Annotated in this window: 15 protein-coding genes; 7 read left to right on the forward strand and 8 right to left on the reverse strand. The window is 43.9% G+C overall.

All coding sequences use genetic code 11. From position 1 onward, the window contains the following. Window positions 1-5 precede the first annotated feature (5 nt). Together ACEN2L_RS09770 and ACEN2L_RS09775 are read right to left on the reverse strand one after the other, a co-directional pair. Window positions 6-1,883, reverse strand: a complete 1,878-nt coding sequence (locus ACEN2L_RS09770; protein WP_441743457.1) for a cation:proton antiporter — start codon at window positions 1,881-1,883, stop codon at window positions 6-8. A gap of 182 nt (window positions 1,884-2,065) precedes the next feature. Next, the gene (locus ACEN2L_RS09775) at window positions 2,066-2,332 is read right to left on the reverse strand and encodes a hypothetical protein (RefSeq protein ID WP_441743458.1); all 267 of its coding nucleotides are present in this window, start codon (window positions 2,330-2,332) and stop codon (window positions 2,066-2,068) included. Between the two features lie 475 nt (window positions 2,333-2,807). On the opposite strand from ACEN2L_RS09775, the gene ggt reads away from it, so the two are divergent. After that, a complete protein-coding gene (ggt, locus tag ACEN2L_RS09780) occupies window positions 2,808-4,574 on the forward strand; it encodes a gamma-glutamyltransferase (protein ID WP_441743459.1) in 1,767 nt (588 codons plus the stop codon). A 119-nt stretch (window positions 4,575-4,693) separates the two neighbouring features. Here the strand turns inward: ggt and ACEN2L_RS09785 are convergent, their stop codons facing one another. The 4 genes from ACEN2L_RS09785 to ACEN2L_RS09800 are packed head-to-tail and all read right to left on the reverse strand — an operon-like array spanning window position 4,694 to window position 8,972. Then, the gene (locus ACEN2L_RS09785; protein ID WP_441743460.1) at window positions 4,694-5,461 is read right to left on the reverse strand and encodes a 3-hydroxybutyrate dehydrogenase; all 768 of its coding nucleotides are present in this window, start codon (window positions 5,459-5,461) and stop codon (window positions 4,694-4,696) included. 8 nt (window positions 5,462-5,469) lie between these two features. Further along, the gene (locus tag ACEN2L_RS09790) at window positions 5,470-6,468 is read right to left on the reverse strand and encodes an extracellular catalytic domain type 2 short-chain-length polyhydroxyalkanoate depolymerase (RefSeq protein ID WP_441743461.1); all 999 of its coding nucleotides are present in this window, start codon (window positions 6,466-6,468) and stop codon (window positions 5,470-5,472) included. Window positions 6,469-6,477: 9 nt separating this feature from the next. Further along, the gene (locus tag ACEN2L_RS09795) at window positions 6,478-7,656 is read right to left on the reverse strand and encodes an E22 family MetX-like putative esterase (protein ID WP_441743462.1); all 1,179 of its coding nucleotides are present in this window, start codon (window positions 7,654-7,656) and stop codon (window positions 6,478-6,480) included. Window positions 7,657-7,676: 20 nt separating this feature from the next. Next, entirely contained in the window at window positions 7,677-8,972 is a 1,296-nt protein-coding gene (locus ACEN2L_RS09800) for a GntP family permease (protein WP_441743463.1), read from the reverse strand. 188 nt (window positions 8,973-9,160) lie between these two features. Between ACEN2L_RS09800 and ACEN2L_RS09805 the strand changes: the two genes are divergently transcribed. Further along, window positions 9,161-11,476 carry a TonB-dependent receptor gene (locus ACEN2L_RS09805; RefSeq protein ID WP_441743464.1) on the forward strand — a complete coding sequence of 772 codons (2,316 nt, stop codon included), beginning with the start codon at window positions 9,161-9,163 and terminating at the stop codon, window positions 11,474-11,476. Window positions 11,477-11,658: 182 nt separating this feature from the next. Then, on the forward strand, window positions 11,659-12,300 hold the full coding sequence (locus tag ACEN2L_RS09810; RefSeq protein ID WP_306020165.1) for a response regulator: 642 nt from the start codon (window positions 11,659-11,661) through the stop codon (window positions 12,298-12,300). Window positions 12,301-12,332: 32 nt separating this feature from the next. Here ACEN2L_RS09810 and ACEN2L_RS09815 read toward each other — a convergent pair whose 3' ends face one another. After that, window positions 12,333-12,530: a YwbE family protein gene (locus ACEN2L_RS09815; RefSeq protein WP_441743465.1), complete on the reverse strand. Its 198-nt coding sequence runs from the start codon at window positions 12,528-12,530 to the stop codon at window positions 12,333-12,335. A 190-nt stretch (window positions 12,531-12,720) separates the two neighbouring features. Here ACEN2L_RS09815 and ACEN2L_RS09820 point away from each other — a divergent pair, with 190 nt between their 5' ends. After that, window positions 12,721-13,206, forward strand: a complete 486-nt coding sequence (locus ACEN2L_RS09820) for a DUF6491 family protein (protein ID WP_441743466.1) — start codon at window positions 12,721-12,723, stop codon at window positions 13,204-13,206. A gap of 76 nt (window positions 13,207-13,282) precedes the next feature. Here the strand turns inward: ACEN2L_RS09820 and ACEN2L_RS09825 are convergent, their stop codons facing one another. After that, window positions 13,283-16,684 (reverse strand): PAS domain-containing hybrid sensor histidine kinase/response regulator, encoded by a 3,402-nt coding sequence (locus ACEN2L_RS09825; protein ID WP_441743467.1) that lies wholly within the window; start codon window positions 16,682-16,684, stop codon window positions 13,283-13,285. 198 nt (window positions 16,685-16,882) lie between these two features. Between ACEN2L_RS09825 and grpE the strand changes: the two genes are divergently transcribed. From grpE to dnaJ, 3 genes are all read left to right on the forward strand, one after another. Further along, window positions 16,883-17,494 carry a nucleotide exchange factor GrpE gene (gene grpE / locus ACEN2L_RS09830; protein WP_306020169.1) on the forward strand — a complete coding sequence of 204 codons (612 nt, stop codon included), beginning with the start codon at window positions 16,883-16,885 and terminating at the stop codon, window positions 17,492-17,494. A 118-nt stretch (window positions 17,495-17,612) separates the two neighbouring features. After that, a complete protein-coding gene (gene dnaK / locus ACEN2L_RS09835; protein WP_306020170.1) occupies window positions 17,613-19,532 on the forward strand; it encodes a molecular chaperone DnaK in 1,920 nt (639 codons plus the stop codon). A 175-nt stretch (window positions 19,533-19,707) separates the two neighbouring features. Then, the gene (gene dnaJ / locus ACEN2L_RS09840; RefSeq protein WP_306020171.1) at window positions 19,708-20,844 is read left to right on the forward strand and encodes a molecular chaperone DnaJ; all 1,137 of its coding nucleotides are present in this window, start codon (window positions 19,708-19,710) and stop codon (window positions 20,842-20,844) included. Window positions 20,845-20,849 lie beyond the last annotated feature (5 nt).

Raw genomic sequence — 20,849 nt, forward strand, 5'->3', positions numbered from 1 at the left:
GTAATTCACGCTTTACTGGCTGGGGCCTCATCTGCGGAAATTGACTTTTCATCACGCTTTTTAGATTGACGTTCCTCCAAGGTAAGCTCTTCTACTTTTTTCTCCGCCGTAATCAGACTCATAATGCGCCAATCAGCCTTGGGTTTAATTGCACTATTTGTGGTAAACAACTGTACGCGACCTTGAGTATCAATCGCGGCTAATTTAAGTGCGCGTTCACCATACTCTTGCTGATACGCTTCAAAGTTGAACTCTTCAGACAGTCGGGTGGTTTTAATTTTAGCGCCTTTGGTTGCCCAGCTAGCGAGTTTTCCGTAAGTCACACCATCATCAAATAAACCTAAATTTTTAGTGTAGGAGCCTGACACTTGGTGACTGGGTCGTTGTTGTTGTTCATTGTTACTTAATCCCAGCACCGTACCTTTACCCAGTTCATATTCAAAGTGATAAGTGAGCATAGGGTTAAGTTGTTTGTAAGGCGACATGATCAAGACTTTACGGTATGCCGTTAAATCAAGCTTGCGTGAGGCATGATCTGACATTGGATTACCAAAGTAAGTAGTAATGTTATCCATTCTTGCTAAGCGTAATGCATCCCAGTTAGTGTCAGCTAATAACACGGGCACATCATAAGCCCGTAATTCTTTGGCAAACATGCGGCTAAACATGCCAGCGCCAAAAATCAGAAAACCATTTGGTGCAGGTGAGCGCATTTTCAAGTATTTGGCTACTTGCACCGAACTTAAGCTTTGGATGACAACGGTGGTGATGATCACCAAAAAGACCATTGGCACCAACAGGTCAACTTGGCCATAATCGAGTGCTTCAAGTTTCAAAGCAAATAAAGCGGATACGGCTGCCGCAACAATACCTCTGGGGGCAATCCAACTCAGTAAGGCTAATTCTCTAAATTTCAGACCAGTCCCTATCGATGAAACAAATACTGATATGGGGCGTGCGACAAACATAATGGCAATTAATACAAAAATAGAGCCCCAGCCCACGTGAATCAGAGAATCGAGGCTGATACGCGAGGCGAGTAAAATAAACAGCCCTGAAATTAACAGCACACTGAGGGTTTCCTTAAACTCAAGTATATCGTCAACATCAACGTCCCGCATATTAGCCAGAAACATACCCATTATGGTTACTGTTAGTAATCCCGATTCGTGAGCCAGCAAATTAGAACCGGCAAATGCGCCTAACATTAGCGTTAATACCGCGGTATTAATTAAATAATGGGGCAGCCAATTATTCCGTAGCATTTTTCCCATTAAATAACCCATAGAAGCGCCGATGCCAAATCCAACGGCTAAAGTCGCGCCAAAGGCATAGAGGGTATGACTTAAGGGGTCTTGCGTTGCTACTAAAAATTCAAAAACTAATACGGCCAGTAGTGCGCCGATTGGATCGATGACGATGCCTTCCCAGCGTAAGATATTTGAGATTTTACTGCTGGGTCTGACCGTTCTTAACATTGGGATAATAACAGTAGGTCCTGTTACCGTAACAATTGCGCCAAATAAAAAGGCCAGTTCCCACGACATGCCTAGAGCATAGTGAGCCACTGGCGCAACAATACCCCACGTAATAAGTACACCAATGGTGCAGAGGTTGCGCACCATAGAGCCATGCCCGCTCAAATCTTCAAATTTTAAGGTTAGGGCACCTTCGAATAATATAATGGCAACAGAGAGGGAAACGATTGGAAATAAAAGCTCACCAAATAGAGCATCGGCATCTAGCATACCGGTAACAGGTCCAACTATTATGCCGACTACGAGGAGAGGCAATATAGCTGGAAGTTTAATTTTGTATGCAAAAAATTGACATGCTATTGAGATTAAACCAACAGCGACGAGAGGGATAATAGGGTCGTTCAAAACGAAACCTTACATAAAAACCATAGAGGGGTAAATCAGACCACAAGGCCCTTATCGAGATCAATATTTAAAAGATAATTAATGAAAATAAGCCACCACACCTTGGATTTATCCTTAAAGAGTAGGGGCTATTTCATAGGGGCTATCCCATAGGGAATAGCCCATAGTGGCAGTTGAGCCCCTTAATTCATTGATGATTTTTCTGCGCTACGCAAACCTGAAATTTCTTCTGATAACTGATATTTTTTATCCGTTACGATGGCCTCTAATACTTCTAGTCTAGACTTAACTGCTGCTAACTCATTTTTGATATTACTTTTTTCAGAGTCGTTCAAGTTCGCGTTTAGTTTCGCCATGTCCTTTTTGTGGGATGTCCAAGTGCCAATAATCACAATGGGTAATACAAACGCAAATAAAATAATTAGTACAAACAACATGCCTTCATCCATTTTTTTCTCCTTTTATAAATCTAATCAATTAAGTAAACACTCAATAAGCGTAGAAGATAAAGCAGGGATCAGACCAACTATTATTTACCTTTTTAATCAATGTCTTATGTTTTTTAATAGCATGCCAAACTAGAAAAGTTGGTGTAATTGCTCACTCATTGGCGAAAAACATCATGCAATCTGCCCGAGTTATTAAGGGCATGGCAAGGCTTCAAAACAAAGAAGTACGTGCGGAGATCCTGAGGGAATAGTAGCAAAGGAATGTTAGCATTAGAGCATCAGGCACTAATCTAGTGCAGCTACGTGAAGTGGCCGCTAGTTTTGAGCCGTTAAAATAAGCGAATTGTCGCTTTTTCGATAGGTCTGCTGGCTTATTTAAGGTTTCGTCATTTCTACTGAGACTTGGCATATATTTGGCTTTGAGCAATTACTCTCATTGCCTCTGTTTAATTTACGTTTTCAAAAGGTTATATCAATGAAATTACCCTTAATGCTGTTTGTTGCAGTATCGAGCACCTTAGTTGCTTGTTCAAAACCTGAGTTGTTGCAGCCTGAAGGTTCTAATCAACCATTGCCTGAAGCGAAAAAATCCGCACCGGTTATGGTCGTCACAGCAAATCCTTATGCGACTCAAGCCGGATTAGAGGTATTGAAGGCTGGCGGCTCTGCCGTTGACGCCGCAGTAGCAATAGAGGCCGTGCTTAGCTTGGTGGAGCCTCAAAGTTCGGGCTTAGCCGGCGGTGGTTTTATGGTGCATTTTAACAACGAGAGTAAAAAACTATCAGTCTATGATGGCCGCGAAACGGCACCCGCTGGCGCCACTCCCGACATGTTTTTAGATGAAAAAGGCGAGCCAATCGGATTTCTTTTGGCTAAAAATAGCGGCTTATCAACTGGCGCTCCTGGTATGGTGTCTATGCTGTCACTAGCCCATCAAGAACAAGGCCGTTTGCCATGGAAAGAACTTTTTGGTGCTGCGAGTCAACTGGCGACCCATGGTTTTGAAATTTCGCCGCGGCTATTTGGTATGCTAGAACGCTTTGGAAAATATATCCCAAGTACACCTGAAGAAGGTCCAACAGACGCATATCACTACTTTTTTGATGATCAAGGCCAGCCTTTCCCGGTGGGACATTTATTAAAAAATCCAGACTATGCCAAAACATTGGAGATTGTGGCACAGGATCCAAGGGCATTTTACGAGGGCGATATTGCCAAGCAAATAGCTGATATGGTTCAACGCTCGCCAAGAGCTGGCACACTAACCGTAGCCGATATTGCCGCTTATCAAGCCATTAAACGTGAGGCGCTTTGTCAGCCTTACCACCAAACCCAAATATGTGGTGCGCCGCCACCTTCATCATGGGTAGCAGTGGGGATGATCATGGGCTTACTTGAACACAGCCAAGGTTTTAGTGCGGCCGGAATGGATGATCCTAACAATTGGGCTTTGCTGGCGAAAGCACAACAATTAGCGTATGCAGACCGAGACCAATTTATTGCTGATCCAAGTGTTATCGATATGCCGATTTACGGCATGTTAAACAAAGATTACCTAAAAGAGCGTGCCATGTTATTAGCGGGGAACAAGAGCTTGGCGTCGATTTCGGCAGGTGATCCTTGGCTCTTTAATGATCAACTGCAAACTCGTTTAACCGGTCAAGACGGGACTCATGATGTGCACGGCACCACTCACTTTGTAATAGTTGATGCTAAGGGCGATGTGGTATCGATGACCGCAACAGTGGAAAGTATTTTCGGCACCACGCGGATGGCAGGCGGCATGTTTTTAAACAATCAGTTAACCGACTTTTCATTTAGGCCCGTGGATGACGAAGGTTTGCCAATTGTGAATGCGGTGGCACCAGGAAAACGTCCCCGTTCATCGATGTCACCTACGATTGTACTAGACCAAAACGGCGAGTTTTTAATGGCAACTGGCTCACCGGGTGGTAATAACATCATTGCTTATACCGTGAAAACTTTGGTGGGTGTATTTGAATGGGGCCTAAGTGCTCAGGATGCGGTTGATTTGCCCAATATGGTGGCACGAGGTGAAACCGTTAGATTAGAAAAAGAGCTGACCCCTGACATCGTCATAACAACGATGCAAAACCTAGGATTTAACGTCGATGCCTCGCAAGGCGAAAATTCAGGATTAAGTGTTATTTTGCGTAAATCAGACGGCTCCTTAGAAGGGGCGGCTGATAAACGCAGAGAAGGCGTTATCGGCACCTTGTAACGCGTTACAATGTGTATAGAGCATATCAGCAGGACACGCATCCCTCTCATTTAGGGATGAGTGTCCTGTCTTTTTACCTGCTTAATACCACTGTGCTGATGTCCAATGGCAATGTAGTTTTATCTGGCCGTCCAGCCACCATCAATGACCATGGTTTGCGCCGTTATATTGCGGGCAGTATCAGCTATTAAAAAAGCTGCAGTAGCCGCCAATTCATCCATTTCAATAAAGGATTTTTTCGGCATAGGCTCTAACATTATTTTGTTAACAACGTCATTTTCGCTGATCCCGTGTTCAAGGGCTTGGGCAGCGATTTGTTTGTCTACTAATGGCGTTCGAACATAAGCGGGGCAGATAGTATTAATAGTAATGTTACAATCGCCGGTTTCTAAGGCAATGGTTTTAGCAAAGCCTAATAAACCATGTTTGGCGGCTACATAAGCTGATTTAAATGGTGAAGCAACCAACGAATGGACGGAGCCAATATTGATTATCCGACCAAAGTTTTGTTCGCGCATGGATGGCAAGAATGCTTGCGTCATCAAGGCCGGCCCCACCAACATAATATTAATTAATTGCTGCCATTTATCTGCCGGAAAGTCCTCAATTCGAGAAACATGTTGAATACCCGCGTTGTTGATCAGCACATCTATTTTTAGTGGAGACAATCGTCCTGGCAAGGCGGCAACGTGCTCTGCTTGGCTGACATCTACTGCTATGGCTGAGGTCGAATAACCCGCATCGCTGAGTTTGCGTGCCGCCTCTTGCGCGGTGTTAAGCTGCAAATCAGCAATAATGATTTGATGGCCCAAGGTGGCGAGTTGTTGGGCGATACCAAAACCGATACCACTGGCTCCGCCGGTAATGAGGATGTTTTTTGAAAGCATAGTTGGGCCTATTGTTGAATAGAATAATGTTGTAATGAGCGGGCCATACGAATAACCGCTTGGATTTGTTGACCTTGTTGCGTGGCATATTCTGCACCGGTATAACCCCACCAATCCCAGCAACCTTGAGGATTAAGAGGCATGAAGGTTGAGTTTTTAGTTTGGGGGTAGAGCACCACCATTCGATTATTGTCAGCCCAATTATTCAGACCACTGAGCTGGGCATATTGGGTTCCCACGCTTTGTGAATTTTGATTGCAGCCGTGAAAGCTAATGTGTAGCGAACAGCTTTCACCTGCAGCACAGCTTTTGGGTACATAAGCGTAGGCAAGATCAGCCAGCGTGCTTGCCGACTCACCGCCAAGTTGTTGTTGATCAAGTTCTACTATTTGCCCTTGGGGCGTGTCGACCCGAACCGCAAAATCATCAAACAAATAGCCGAACATTTCCCCCGCTGCATCATATTGGCAGTTGCCAATATAGGGCGAAACTGACTGCTGGCAATCGCTGCCCTCACTCAGTGTAGGAAACAGGTGTGAGGCGGCTTGGTCGTTGACGTACTTGACATTTTCTTTGCCTGCTAATTCTACGTATTGCTCATAGAGTGCGTCACTGACTTCTTGTTTTACTTTATTGTCATTGGCTCCGTGAAAAAGCCATACTTTACTTTTTTTAAGGTTAGTAAGGGGAGATATTTTTTCTTCCGTCGCATAGGTGTTTGCCACACTGTTTAAGTGATTTAAGTCAATGGGGCTTAGCACTTGATTTACACACTGCTCGAGAGCAGTTTTGATGCTGCCTTGAGCGCAGTAATAGGGACCTGCGGCAATGATACCGATTTTTGTTACCCAATCAGAATGAGCAAGATGAAACTGATTGGCCATGTAACCGCCACTAGAGAGTCCTGAAACACTGATTTGCTCCAAGGAAAGATCCAGTTTTTGCGGCGCAGCTATGACGCTGCCAGCGCTGATACTTAAAGCTAAACAAATAAGTTTGTAGGTCATGTTGCTTCCTTATTGCGCTAAGAATTGTTTTATTTTGTCGCCTTGCTGGCTAATTAACGACACCCCATTTAAGTGTCCTAAATTTCCCTCTAACTCAATTAGCTCACTCTGTTTTCCTAATGCTAATAAGGTTTGATGGGCTCGTTTAGCTAAATAGGGCATTAACAATAAGTCATTACTAGCGGGTAAAAACAGGCTTTTGGCTTTCACATTTTGCAGTCCCTTGGCAAGCTCACCTTGATGGCCTGCAACAAATAATTGATTTGCCCTGACCAAATACAGTAAGTGATTGGCGTCCATTAATCGCGCACGTTGCTGCGCTCGTTCACGTAACCAACACACAATAGCGGGGGACTGATGGATGTCTTGCAAAATGGCTTGTTGTGACGATTGATGATCTATATCGCTTGTTGACGCCACTTGATTAAAAAATTCTGGGCTTAGCGCCGCTTGAGTAATGAACATCAAAGCTGCTGTAAGGCCCTCTAAGGGGGGGCTTGAAGCATAATAATCACCCTGTCGCCAGTTCGGGTCCAGACGAATAGGAATAGCCCATTGCTCTAATAAACTACTAGACCAATCGTCAGTTTCACCGCTACCTACGACAGAAATCATGCGAGGTACCCAATCCGGATAGGCTGCCGCCCAGTCAATCGCTTGCATGGAGCCCATTGATGCGCCCACGACCCCATATAATTGCTTGATACCTAATGATTCGAGCACGGCTTTTTGTATGTTCACAAAATCTCGAATGGTCACTACCGGAAAGCTTAGCCCGTAGGGTTTGCCGGTATCAGGATTAATTGAAGCAGGCCCGGTGGTAATCGTATTAGGATCATTAGCATTTAAATTAACCAAGCTATCCACACTGATGACAAAATAGTGATCGGTGTCGATGGCTTTGCCCGGACCAATAATTGCGTCCCAATACCCAGCTTGGGGATCATCACTTGCATATTTTCCTGCTGCGTGAGAGTTAGCCGAAAAATAGTGGGTGATTAAAATAGCATTGTCTTTTTGTTTATTAAGTTTTCCGTAACTCTCATAGCCTATTTTGACATCGTTAATGATGCTACCGCCAAAGGTGGTAAAGGTGTCGGCATGAAATTGCTTCTTGGTCACCAGAGTCTCGCCTTGAGGGGCAGCGCTGAGCAGCAGGCAGGCCAGTGCGATTGATTTATACAACATTCTTATTTCTCTTCTCTATATTAAAACACTGAAAATAAGGCCACCGCCAAACTAAGCCCTAATAAAGGCACAACAACTGTTAGCGCCCCGACTGCCCAATAGGCGCGTTGATGAGTTTCATGACAAATCGCTCTGATTGTGGTGACAACATAACCGTTATGAGGCAAGGAGTCTAAAGCTCCAGAGGAAATTGCTACAATGCGGTGAAGTTCTTCTGGGTCAACACCTTGGTCAATGTAATGGGGCGCAATAAGTGGCAAGACAATCGCTTGACCTCCCGATGCAGAGCCTGTCATTCCGGCAATTACACTAATCGCAATAGCTGCACCAATCAGTGGTGAACCCGGAATTTGGGTCATTAATTCCACCGCAGTTTGAAATGCATCAGTGGATTTGGCTATGCTCCCAAAACCCACTACAGCTGCAGTGTTCCCAATAGCAACTAGTGCCCCAGTGGTGCCCACATTAATGGCTTCTTGAATATTGAGAAAATACCGATAGTTAATCGCCACCAAGACTAAAACACCACCACCTAAGGCAACGATTAAGGCCAGTTGTTGTAAGCTGTCGTGCAATAGAAATGACAATACCAGTACCACTAACAAGGGCACAATTCCGGTGATGGGGTGAGGTAGTTTACGCTCAACGATCACTGGGTCATGAGCTTGATGTTCAAAACATTCGCCATTGGCAACGGCTGCATTAATCATGCGCTTGCACCACCAATAACCAAAAGTTGCCATGAATAGGGCTACCACTAAACTCACTTCCCACGCCGCAAAGGGTGAGGTTCCCAAAAATTTAATAGGGATCCAGTTTTGAATTTCTGGTGAGCCTGCTGAGGTCATAGTAAAGGTGACAGAGCCAAAGGCAAGAACAGCAGGAATAAAACGTCTCGGTAAGTTGGCGTCTTTAAATAAACTCACTGCCATAGGGTAAACCGAAAACGCCACCACAAATAAACTAACGCCACCATAGGTTAAAATGGCACAGGCTAAAATAACCGCTATCACTGCGTTTTGTCTGCCCAGTTTTCCCACAATCCAATGAGATACTGCGTCGGCTGCGCCGCAATCCTGCATAAATTTGCCGAATAGCGCGCCAAGCAAAAACATAAAAAACCATGATGCAATAAAACCCGCAAATCCCTGCATATACAGTGTGACAAAATTGCTATCACCCACAAACACTGGAATTGAACTTGTCAGTGCCACTATTAATGCACAAAGGGGGGCGGCAATAAACAAATTGGTACCGCGAATTGTTAACACAATTAGCAGGGCTAATCCGCCTAATAAACCGAGTAAACTGAGCATACAGCTATCCTTTAAAGTTAAGTCAATGATCGTAGACCTACCGTAAAGTCAGCGTATTGTGTGATGAGAAGATTCATTTTCCCATAGTACTATGGTACTAGATACCTTTGATAAGAACTGTTCTAAAGTGCATCCGATCGTAGCCTAAACGTAAAAAAATAATTAAAATCATGTAAACAGGACTCGTTATGAAAAGCACCAGTAACACATTTTTTTCTACCCGCTCATCAATTAAATATCCTCGTTCACTATGCGCTTTAGCCGTCGCTACTGGCTTAGCTGGTTTACCTGCAATGGCGCAAGAACAAAGCGCTGCCGCAGATAAGAAAGGATTGGAACGCATAGAAGTAACCGCACGTAAAACTGTTGAAAGTTTGCAAGAAGTGCCCATTTCTGTGACCTCCATCGGGGGACTTGAACTGGACGAAAAAGGCATTGCGGTATTAACAGAAATACAACAATTTTCTCCCAATACCACATTGCAAAACAGCCGTGGTACAAACTCAACCCTAACCGCTTTTATTCGTGGTGTAGGTCAACAAGATCCACTTTGGGGATACGAGCCTGGCGTTGGTATTTACATTGATGACGTGTATGTCGCACGTCCCCAAGGTGCGGTAATAGATTTACTGGATGTCTCTCGTATAGAAGTATTGCGGGGCCCTCAAGGCACTCTTTATGGTAAAAATACTATTGGTGGCGCCATTAAATACGTGACTAAACCCATGAGCGGTGATGCGGAAATGAATGTGCAAGGCACAATCGGTAGCTACTCACAACGCGATGTAAAGGTAACAGGGCAATACCCCATCATCGAAGACAGGTTATTTGTTGGTTTTGGTTATGCAAATCTAAATCGTGATGGTTTTGGTGAATACTTGATTTCGGCACTCGATAATCAAGATATGGAAAACTACAACAAAGATCTCACGGCAGCCCGTTTGACCCTTGAGTTCACGCCAAGTGATGACGTATTTTTTAGATTAAGCTGGGACAAAACTACTGATGATTCTAATGCCAAAGGTGGCTATCGTTTGTTGCCGAGTTTATTGACCAATGCGCCTGTTCCTGACAGCGTATTTGACTCGTACACCAGTTTGCCCACTGAAAACAAAGTCGAACTAGAAGGCATTAGCTTGACCGCGAATTGGGATATTACTGATGAATTTTCACTAAAGTATATCGGTTCAAGACGCGAAAGTTATTCGCCTACCAATATTGACTTTGATAATACGCCTTTGGATATCTTCGATGTGCCCGCTGTTTATGACGACAACAATACCACTCACGAAATTCAGTTAAATTATCGTGGTGATGGTATGTCAATGGTCGGTGGCGTTTATGCTTACGACGGTGAATCATGTGGTCAATTTGAGGCTATTTTAGGCTTTTTAGGACGCGCGGCCTTTGGTACACCGGGTTTAACTCGTGAAGTATCAGGCTGTAATAACAGTAAAAGTACTGCAGCCTATGTACAGGGTTCGTTTGATTTAACGGCGGCGCTTTCGTTAACGCTGGGTGCGCGCTACACCAATGAAGAAAAAGAAGCAGATGTAAATAACGGATTGGTGTTTGCTGCGGTATATCCTCAGTCTGGTTGGGTGCCAGGCTATGTGCGTCCTGATGGTGATTTAGTGCCACAAGTATTGGGTGAAGATACCAATAATGACGGTATTTTAGATGCACCTAAAACCAAGAGTTGGTCACGTTTTACGCCACGAGTTGGCCTGGAGTATCAAGCAAATCCTGACCTAATGTTTTTTGCTAGTTATTCACAAGGCTTTAAATCTGGCACCTTTAATCCACGTGCAACGGTGAATGAACCCGCGGCTGATCCGGAAATTGTTGACTCAATTGAAGTAGGGATGAAAAGTGATTGGTCAGATAATTTACGTGTTAATTTAACTTACTTTTCATTGGATCATAAAGACCGTCAATACATCGGTGTGATCCCAAGTGATGATGCCTCCGTGTTAAATCAATATTTGGCCAACGTGGCCGCCACTTCTGCTAAAGGTATTGAAGCTGAAGTTACGTATGTGGCGACAGACAATCTGACCTTTGATATTGCGCTGGGGACCTTTGACTCAAAAATTGAAGAAAACAACGCCGTGCCGCCGTTGTTAGGTATTTCGAATACCCCTGACTACACCATGAACTTTGCGGCTAACTATGTATTAGAAAGCAGCGTAGGGGATTTTGTTATTAACGCTAACTACTACTATCGTGATGATTACCGTTTGTTTGAAGACAGCGACTTATTGCAAGAAAAGGGTTACGGAATGTTGAATATGAGTGTCAGTTGGCAACATGAAGAGGGACATTGGTATGCGAGTCTGCATGGTAAAAACCTTACTGATAAAGAGTATTTAGTGGGTGGATATAACTTTGTTGGCGACAACGGCGATGGTACTTATTCTCCTGGTTTAGGCGGAGATAACACCTTAATCGGTTATTACGGTGATCCTCGCACCGTGAGTCTTACCTTGGGTTATCGTTTCTAATTTTATTGATTTAAACCGAGTTTTTTAGTGTGTGTCCAAGCAAAGCGACCTGAGGTTTAGGTCGCTTTTTTGTTATTTGAGCATGTTGACCTTTGATGGAAGGTGTCGCTCGGAGTATGCTGGTTGTTTTCCTCTTATTAGCATTGTATAAAACTCACTTAGTGGCAAGAGAACTGAACAGTATGAATACCAAAGCCATCGTTGCAGATGATCATCCTTTGTTTCGCTTAGCGCTCAAACAAGCGGTTGTGGGCATATTAGGCAGTAATATTCTAGAGTCTTCATCGTTTGATGACACCTTAGGCTTGCTTGAGTCTCATCCTGATGTTGAATTGATCTTTTTAGATCTAAAAATGCCCGGAAATGACGGCCTAACGGGGCTCACCACCTTGCGGAATAAATACCCGGACATTCTCGTGGTGATTGTATCTGCAGAAGAAAATCCCGCATTAGTGCGCAAAGCCATTGATTATGGCTCAAGTGGCTACATTCCCAAATCCACGCCTTTACCTGTCATCGGTGATGCGGTGCGTGACATCCTAGAAGGGCAGTTGTGGGTGCCGCCTGATATGATTAATCAAGTAGCGCAATTGGACAGCCAAGCTGATAAAGACTTTGCTAACAAACTGACCCAACTTACTCCACATCAATTCAAAGTGTTGCAAATGATGGCTGACGGCTTATTAAACAAACAAATTGCTTACGAGTTGGATGTAAGTGAATCAACCATTAAGCAACATGTATCAGCGGTCCTACACAAGCTAGGGTTTAACAATCGCACGCAGGCAGGCGTCATGTTCAAGCAACTGTTGATAGCAGAATAAATCAACGCTAAGTGACTTATGTCGAGAACGGGCTAATTGTCATGAATTTCCTTCACACGGCCCACTTGGCCATCCTCTAATTGCACTTTAATACCATGAGGGTGATGAAGTGAGTTGGTCAATAAACGTCTTACTATCCCTTGGGTTAATTTACCACTTCGTTGGTCCGCTTTAAGTACCACAGAGACTGAGGCACCTAGTTGTATACGTGAGCGTTGAGTAATGCTCATTCTTAACTCCTTGATAATTGGGCTGGTTTCTTGTTTGTGCAGCACTATATTGCTTTTCTGCTGAGGTGGAAAGCGTGTCATAAGCTTGGGTAAAATGTAAGGTATTGTAATCCATCTTATTTCTGGGGAACTAATAGGCAGGCAGGAGGTTCAGAACAATCATGAGCTTAAAGTTAATAATGGATAAATAATGAAAAAGTATATTTTTGTACTGATGAGCCTACTCGTATTAGGTGGATGTGCGACCCGTCAATTATCTGAGGCAGAAAAATCAACCCTCATTGACGGTTACATAACGGCAGAAAATCTTGAACAGCGCAGTTCTATCTCGGCATTTAATTTAGATAGTTGGAGTGCTTTGAGTGATCAGTATGTGATCTTACGCTCATCACCTTTTAGGTCTTACTTAGTTAAACTTGCTAATCGCTGCCACGATTTGGCTTTTTCGCCTACCCTCGTGGTTAACTCTCGTATGTCAGGAAGCTTGAGTACCGGCTTTGACTCAGTTTATACACCGGAAAATGTCAGTTTTAAATGCTTTATAAGTCGCATCTATCCGCTGACAAAAGAGCAAAACAAGAGCTTACTAAGCGCCATAAGTGATAAAGAAGAGGAGGCCTTGCAAACAGGCGCAGCATCACAAGATCAGGTAAAAGCCAATGTTCAGCCAAGGTAGAGTGAGCTTAGAGGCAGTGCGAGATGTCTTTCACTTTGCGGCTCAAACGCTACGACCTATATCCAAAAAGTGATGTTTACACAGCGAGTTGTTTAATAAGGCGTTTTAATGCTGCAGTCTTAATGGGCTTGGGTAAGTAATGAAGCGATGTTTCAATGGCTTCTTTACGAGTTTGTTCACTACGATCTGCACTACTTAATATACCGGGAATGAACAGGTCTGCGTGCTTGTTTTGCCAGTGGTGACGCAGATATCTCGCGGCTTGGACGCCAGTCAGTTCGTTGTCCAAGTGATAGTCTAAAAAAAGCAAATCAGGTCTGTCAGGACAAACCAATATCGCGTGTTCCAAATCACTTGCACCGCAAACTGTGGCACCCCAATTACTGAATAATTGCGTGATGGCATCCAAGGTCTGGGGCTCATTTTCAATTACCAGCACGGTTTTATGCTGGAGCAAAAGGGAATTATCGATACTCGTTTTGGTGTCGGGCTTTTGAGGGCTCCATATTTCAGTGCCCCTTGGCACCGTGACTTCAAAGCAACTGCCCTTTGCGACGATAGAATGCAAGTATACCGAATGCTGTAATAAGCCACTAATCCGCTCAACGATAGTTAAACCAAGGCCAAGTCCTTGCCCATTTTGATGACCATCAAGTTGTTTAAACTCTTTAAACACATCTTGCTGGTGTTCTCTAGGGATGCCTTGCCCCGTATCAATAACACGAATTTTGCATTGCTGACCTTGTCGTTTTACTGCCACCAAGATACGACCCTCTTGGGTATACCTGATCGCGTTAGAAATTAAATTTTGAATAACACGGCGCAGTAATTTTTTATCAGAAATGATACTTAATGAGCTGGGCAGGTAGTGTAGGGTCAGCCCTTTTTGCTGGGCTAATAAAGAAAACTCATTGACGAGCGGGCGTAATAAATCGTCGACGAAAAAGACTTGTCGATTAACACTTAACGCGCCAGAGTCCAGTTTTGTCATATCCAGTAAAGCGGTTAATAGCTCTTCTGCACTATTGAGAGATTGTATTAAGCTTTGACTCATGTCAGCTAATTCTTGGTTAGGGGCCTTCTCTTTTAGCAAGGCCGCAAATAGGCTGGCAGCGTTAAAGGGTTGCATTAAATCATGGCCTGCAGCAGCTAAAAATTTGGTTTTACTCTCGTTGGCTAACTCGGCTTCTTTACGCGCAGCATCGAGTGCCACATTAGCGCCTTGTAATTCTTGGGTACGTTGTTCTACACGGCTTTCTAGCTGCTCTTTGGATTGCTGCAATTGCTGTTGAATACTGATGTAATCAGTAATATCACTGTAGGTTGTAACAAAACCACCGCCGGGTAAAGGGCTACCATTGACTTCAATGACTTGGCCATTTTCTTGTTCACGCACATATTTGTAACGACTGCCTGTGCGCATATAGTCGATGCGTTTTGTAATTTCTTGTTCAATGTCACTACTATCACCAAACAGTCCACGTTTGGCATTAAAGCGCAATAATTCGTCAATGGGTAAGCCCACATGGATAAAACCATTAGGGTAGGCAAATAGTTCGATATACCGTTGATTCCAAGCAAGTAGGGTTAAGTTACTGTCTAGTACACTTATCCCTTGTTGGATATTTTCCACCGAAGATTGCAATACTTCATGATTGAAGTGAAAGGTTTGATTGGCTTCTTCGACCAACTCCACTAATTCGGCTAAGGCCACATCCTTTTTCTCGGCAATCGCTGAAAGTAGAATTCGTGCACTGACATTTCCGATTTGACTGGCTAATTCGCCTTCAATACTGTTGAGTAATTTGGGGCTAGCATAGGCACCATGTTGATTAGGCGGTAACTGTTTTAACAAGGACTGATGACGCTCTTTACCTAATACTTTTTCGGTAATGGCTAATAAGTTGGCAATCTTAGTCGCCTTGTTTAGCGCGGTGAAGGCCGAGGTTTGTGGATCAAGTATTACCGTGTGACGCTGGTTGGGCCAAAACCAAGAAACCAAGCAGAAACACGATAAATTCACCAGCAAGCTTAAGGCAAATCCTTGGGCCAATTGCAGGTCGCTGGGTATCGCATCGAAGTAGTAACTGGCCTTGATACTCGGCCACAATAACCAATAACACCAACAACATGCGCCTACCACTAAGGCAATTTGTGCAGCTATTTTATTGCGTTTTTGCCAATATAAGCCGCCAATGATAATCGGCATGGTTTGCGACAGTAAGGCAATAGCAATGATGCCGCTGTTCACCAATGGCGAAGACTGACTAATATCTTGATGGTAAATAAATGCCACCCCCATGACTACGAGCACCGTAATGCGGCGAATGAGTAAAATAGCCCGCGGCGTTAGATTATGTTGCATCATGGTTTTTAATTGAATTTTGAGCCACAGCGGCGTGGCTAAATTGTTTGAAATCATGATCCCAGTAGCAAGGGTGGCGACAATAACCATGCTGGTGGCGGCCGATAAGCCACCAATAAAAGCAATAAGACTAATGCTGGCATTACCATTAACAAGGGGCAAAGCAAGGGCATAGGCATCGCTACTCATATAATTGGCGTCCCCAGGATTACCACTAAAGATAATATGGCCTGCGATAGCGATGGGTAGCACAAACAAGGACATTGCGCTTAGGTACAAAGGGAACAGCCAGCGTGCGGTGCGTAATTCTTCGCTGCCATTGTTTTCTACAAAATTAATATGAAATTGACGGGGTAAACAAAACATTGAACAAATACCGAGCAATACGTGGCTGGCAAAGACCCAGTACGCTGTATCTGCTTCGACTATTTTTGCACTTCTTGGGTTTAACTTCGCTTGCCCCAGTAGGTCGAGCACGCCATCAAATAATGCATAACATACGTACAAGCCAACCACCGTTAATGCTACTAATTTGACAATTGACTCGAAGGCGATGGTTAACATTAAACCAGGATGTTTTTCCGTTAAGTTTAACGAACGGGTACCAAACAATATTGCAAACAAGGCCATAAGCGCCGCAACATATAAGCCTATATTGGCTGACCAACCTGCATCAAGTCCCGCTACAATACTGATCCCTTGAGTAACAGCGTCTAACTGCAAGGCAATGTAAGGAATAACGCCGATAAAACATAAGATAGTCACCAAGGCAGCCAATAGGTGTGATTTGTCGTAGCGCAGACTGATAAAGTCAGCGAGTGAGCTCACCTGATGTTGATGACACAACAAAGCAATGCGTCTCAAAATAGGATGAGCAAACAAAAACACTAAAATGATGCCTAAGTAGGTAGGCACAAATGCCCAGCCATATTGAGCCGCTTGAGTCGTGGTGCCGAAAAAGGCCCAAGACGTGCAGTGCACACCTAAGGCTAAGCTGTAAATAAAAGGATGTTGTTGCTGATCGCGAAAGCGCCTATCAGCCCAAAAGGCGAGGGCAAACAACAATAATAAATAACAAAAAACAGCAATGGAAACGGTCCACACACTTAGCATAGTTAAACCTAATTTGTTTACTACTCAATACTTTACCTGCTCTACAAGATTGGGCAAAGCGCTGTTTTTTGTCAGTCTTTGCCATATTTAGTGAGAAAAAATCAAAATCAGCGTGTTTTTGCTCTTGAAGCCGTTAAAACAAGCCCCATTAATAGCAGCAATTCATATTGCCTTAGAGAAAAGAAAACGGAGTCACGCATGTCCAAACCCACCCCTGAACAAGAACAAGAGTTGGCACAAGCCGCTGAGCAAGTAGAAATGAGCGGCGACGATGCTGCGGTTGAAGGAGAATTCCAAAGCCCAGAGCAACAACGTATCGCTGAGCTTGAAGAGGCTTTAGCCGCTTCTGAAGCAAAGTTTGCTGAGCAAAAAGATTCTGTGGTTCGTGCCATTGCAGATGCTGACAATGTGCGTAAGCGTGCAGAAGGTGAAATTGACAAAGCGCGTAAGTTTGCACTTGAGCGTTTTGCCGGTGAATTATTGCCTGTTGCAGATAACTTAGAGCGTGCTTTACAAGTAGCTGACCCTGCCAATGAAGCAATAAAAGGTGTGGTTGAAGGTGTTGAATTGACCCTCAAGTCTTTTGTCAACACCATTGAAAAATTTGGCTTAAAAGTAATCGACCCACAAGGTCAGCCTTTTAATCCAGAACAACATCAAGCTATGGGTATGCAAGAAAATGCCGAATTACCACCTAATACGGTAATGGCAGTGATGCAAAAAGGTTATGAAATTAACGGACGTTTATTACGTCCTGCGATGGTTATGGTCACACGTGCACCAGAAAGTGGTGTCGACGTCCAAGCTTAAGCAAACAAACAAAAAAAGTGCGCTAAAAGGATAAGATTTTTATTAACAGATATTGAAAATAAAAATAATAACCCCACAAAGTGTACAGGCTTTTAGAACTATATTTGGAGATTAACTAATGGGTAGAATCATTGGCATAGATTTAGGTACAACTAACTCTTGTATTGCAATACTAGACGGCGGCAAAGCCAAAGTTATCGAAAACGCAGAGGGCGATCGTACTACTCCCTCTATCATCGCTTACACACAAGATGGTGAAATCTTAGTGGGTGCACCTGCCAAACGTCAGGCGGTTACTAACCCTAAAAACACCTTGTTTGCTATCAAGCGTTTGATTGGTCGTCGCTTCGAAGATAAAGAAGTGCAACGTGATATCGACATCATGCCTTACAACATCGTTAAGGCTGACAATGGCGATGCATGGGTAGAAGCGAAAGGCGAGAAAATGGCGCCACCGCAAATTTCTGCTGAAGTATTGAAAAAAATGAAAAAGACCGCCGAAGATTACTTAGGCGAAGAAGTGACTGCAGCGGTTATTACGGTACCTGCATATTTTAACGATTCACAGCGCCAAGCAACTAAAGATGCTGGTCGTATCGCAGGTCTAGACGTAAAACGTATTATTAACGAACCGACTGCTGCCGCACTTGCCTACGGTATGGACAAGAAAAAAGGCGACAGCGTTGTTGCGGTATACGACTTAGGTGGTGGTACCTTTGATATTTCAATTATCGAAATCGATGAAGCTGATGGCGAGCATACCTTCGAAGTATTAGCGACTAACGGTGACACTCACCTAGGTGGTGAAGATTTTGATAACCAAGTTATTAACTATTTGGTTGAAGAATTCAAAAAAGACAGCGGTATTGATTTACGTAAAGATCCTTTGGCAATGCAACGCCTAAAAGAAGCTGGCGAAAAAGCGAAGATCGAATTGTCTTCTGCTCAGCAAACTGAAGTTAACTTACCTTACGTGACTGCAGATGCCTCTGGTCCTAAGCACTTAGCCATCAAATTGACACGTGCTAAGTTAGAATCTTTGGTTGAGAAAATGGTTAAAGCCACGCTTGAGCCACTTAAACAAGCGCTAGCGGATGCTGACTTATCAGTAGGTGATATCAACGATATCATTTTGGTTGGTGGTCAAACACGTATGCCATTGGTACAGAAGTATGTCACTGAGTTTTTTGGTAAAGAGCCACGTAAAGACGTAAACCCTGATGAAGCAGTTGCAGTAGGTGCGGCAATTCAAGGTGGTGTACTGTCTGGTGATGTTAAAGACGTATTGTTACTTGACGTAACACCTCTGTCTTTAGGTATCGAAACGATGGGCGGTGTCATGACTGCGCTTATCGAGAAAAACACCACCGTGCCAACCAAGAAGTCACAAACCTTTTCTACAGCAGAAGATAACCAAGCTGCAGTAACGGTTCACGTGCTACAAGGTGAGCGTAAACAAGCGTCTGGCAATAAGTCGCTAGGTCAATTTAACCTAGAAGGCATTCGTCCTGCGCAGCGTGGTGCACCGCAAATTGAAGTCACGTTTGATATCGATGCTGATGGTATCTTGCATGTATCAGCAAAAGATAAAGATACAAATAAAGAGCAAAAAATCACTATCAAAGCGTCTTCAGGTTTGAGTGATGAAGAAATAGAAAAAATGGTACAAGATGCCGAAGCAAACAAAGATGCGGACAAAAAGTTTGAAGAATTAGTGCAAGCCCGTAACCAAGCTGATGGCATGGTACACGGTACTCGCAAGCAAGTTGAAGAAGCAGGCGATGCACTGAGCGATGCTGATAAAGCGGAAATCGAAACTGCAATTACGGCGCTTGAAACCGCAATTAAAGGTGACGATAAAGCTGAGATTGAAGCTAAAACGCAAGAGTTAATTCAAGCTTCTGGTAAATTGATGGAAGTTGCTCAAGCCAAAGCGGCCTCTGAGGGTGCGGCTGAGCCTACTGATGCAGGCGCTGCTAAGCAAGATGACGATGTTGTTGACGCTGAGTTTGAAGAAGTAAAAGACGATAAGAAGTAATTCTTATTTAATTTGTCTGCCGGGCGACTCATTGACTGTAACCAGCAGTGAGTCTTAGCCTAATGATACAAACTTGGCGCAGCGGCTAAACCGATTTGCGCCTTGTTTGTTTTAGAAAATCTTTAAATAACTGTTTACAACAGTAAGTTTTACCTTATCAGGATACACAAGCGATATGTCGAAGCGAGATTATTATGAAGTGTTGGGTGTCGACAAAGGCGCCGCCGAACGCGATATAAAAAAGGCCTATAAACGCCTTGCGATGAAGTATCACCCCGATCGTAATCAGGGTGATAAAGCCATGGAAGAAAAGTTTAAAGAAATTCAAGAAGCCCATGAGATTTTAACTGATTCGCAAAAGCGCGCGGCATATGATCAATATGGTCATGCTGGTGTTGATCCCAATCGTGGTGGTGGACGTGGTCAAGGCGCCGATTTTGGCGATATTTTTGGCGACGTGTTTGGTGACATTTTCGGTGGTGGCGGTCGAGGAGGCAGACAGTCTCGAGCTCGCCAAGGTTCAGATCTACGTTACAACCTTGAGCTGACTCTCGAAGAAGCTGTTCGTGGCAAAAGCGTTGAAATACGCGTACCAACCCTAGTTGAATGTGACACCTGTGATGGCTCAGGTGCCAAAAAAGGTTCTAGTCCCGTTACATGTTCAACGTGCCACGGCCAAGGTCAAGTGCAAATGCGCCAAGGTTTCTTTGCTGTGCAACAAACCTGTCCTACTTGTTCGGGTAAGGGCAAGATTATCAAAGATCCTTGTGGTTCATGTCGTGGCCACGGACGTGTTGAAAAAACCAAAACCTTATCTGTTAAAGTACCCGCAGGTGTTGATACCGGTGATCGTATTCGCTTAACAGGCGAAGGTGAAGCTGGCGAAATGGGGGCACCAGCAGGTGATTTGTATGTTCAAGTACATGTAAAAGACCACAAAATATTCACCCGTGAAGGTAATAACTTGTACTGCGAAGTTCCTTTGAGCTTTACTCGTGCGGCTTTGGGGGGAGAAATCGAAGTTCCCACCCTAGAAGGCAAAGTAAAATTGAAAGTGACGCCCGAAACGCAAACTGGGAAAATGTTCCGCTTACGTGACAAGGGTGTTAAGTCAGTACGCAGTGGTAATGTGGGTGATTTGATTTGTAAGGTGGTAATTGAAACACCGGTTAATCTTAGTAGCCGCCAAAAAGAGTTGTTAGAAGAGCTTGAAGAGTCTATGGGTAAAGGCAAAGATGTGGCCAAAAACAGACCTAAAGAAAGTGGCTTTTTTGATGGGGTTAAAAAGTTTTTTGACGATTTGACCAATTAAACTTA

Source organism: Flavobacterium sp. W21_SRS_FM6, from assembly GCF_052119645.1.
Taxonomy (GTDB): Bacteria; Pseudomonadota; Gammaproteobacteria; order Enterobacterales; family Alteromonadaceae; genus Paraglaciecola.

Coding starts and splice junctions, on each gene's coding strand:
- ACEN2L_RS09775 (WP_441743458.1), bottom strand. CDS start 2,332: ATGGATGAAGGCATGTTGTTTGTACTAATTATTTTATTTGCGTTTGTA.
- ggt (WP_441743459.1), top strand. CDS start 2,808: ATGAAATTACCCTTAATGCTGTTTGTTGCAGTATCGAGCACCTTAGTT.
- ACEN2L_RS09785 (WP_441743460.1), bottom strand. CDS start 5,461: ATGCTTTCAAAAAACATCCTCATTACCGGCGGAGCCAGTGGTATCGGT.
- ACEN2L_RS09790 (WP_441743461.1), bottom strand. CDS start 6,468: ATGACCTACAAACTTATTTGTTTAGCTTTAAGTATCAGCGCTGGCAGC.
- ACEN2L_RS09795 (WP_441743462.1), bottom strand. CDS start 7,656: ATGTTGTATAAATCAATCGCACTGGCCTGCCTGCTGCTCAGCGCTGCC.
- ACEN2L_RS09800 (WP_441743463.1), bottom strand. CDS start 8,972: ATGCTCAGTTTACTCGGTTTATTAGGCGGATTAGCCCTGCTAATTGTG.
- ACEN2L_RS09805 (WP_441743464.1), top strand. CDS start 9,161: ATGAAAAGCACCAGTAACACATTTTTTTCTACCCGCTCATCAATTAAA.
- ACEN2L_RS09810 (WP_306020165.1), top strand. CDS start 11,659: ATGAATACCAAAGCCATCGTTGCAGATGATCATCCTTTGTTTCGCTTA.
- ACEN2L_RS09815 (WP_441743465.1), bottom strand. CDS start 12,530: ATGAGCATTACTCAACGCTCACGTATACAACTAGGTGCCTCAGTCTCT.
- ACEN2L_RS09820 (WP_441743466.1), top strand. CDS start 12,721: ATGAAAAAGTATATTTTTGTACTGATGAGCCTACTCGTATTAGGTGGA.
- ACEN2L_RS09825 (WP_441743467.1), bottom strand. CDS start 16,684: ATGCTAAGTGTGTGGACCGTTTCCATTGCTGTTTTTTGTTATTTATTA.
- grpE (WP_306020169.1), top strand. CDS start 16,883: ATGTCCAAACCCACCCCTGAACAAGAACAAGAGTTGGCACAAGCCGCT.
- dnaK (WP_306020170.1), top strand. CDS start 17,613: ATGGGTAGAATCATTGGCATAGATTTAGGTACAACTAACTCTTGTATT.
- dnaJ (WP_306020171.1), top strand. CDS start 19,708: ATGTCGAAGCGAGATTATTATGAAGTGTTGGGTGTCGACAAAGGCGCC.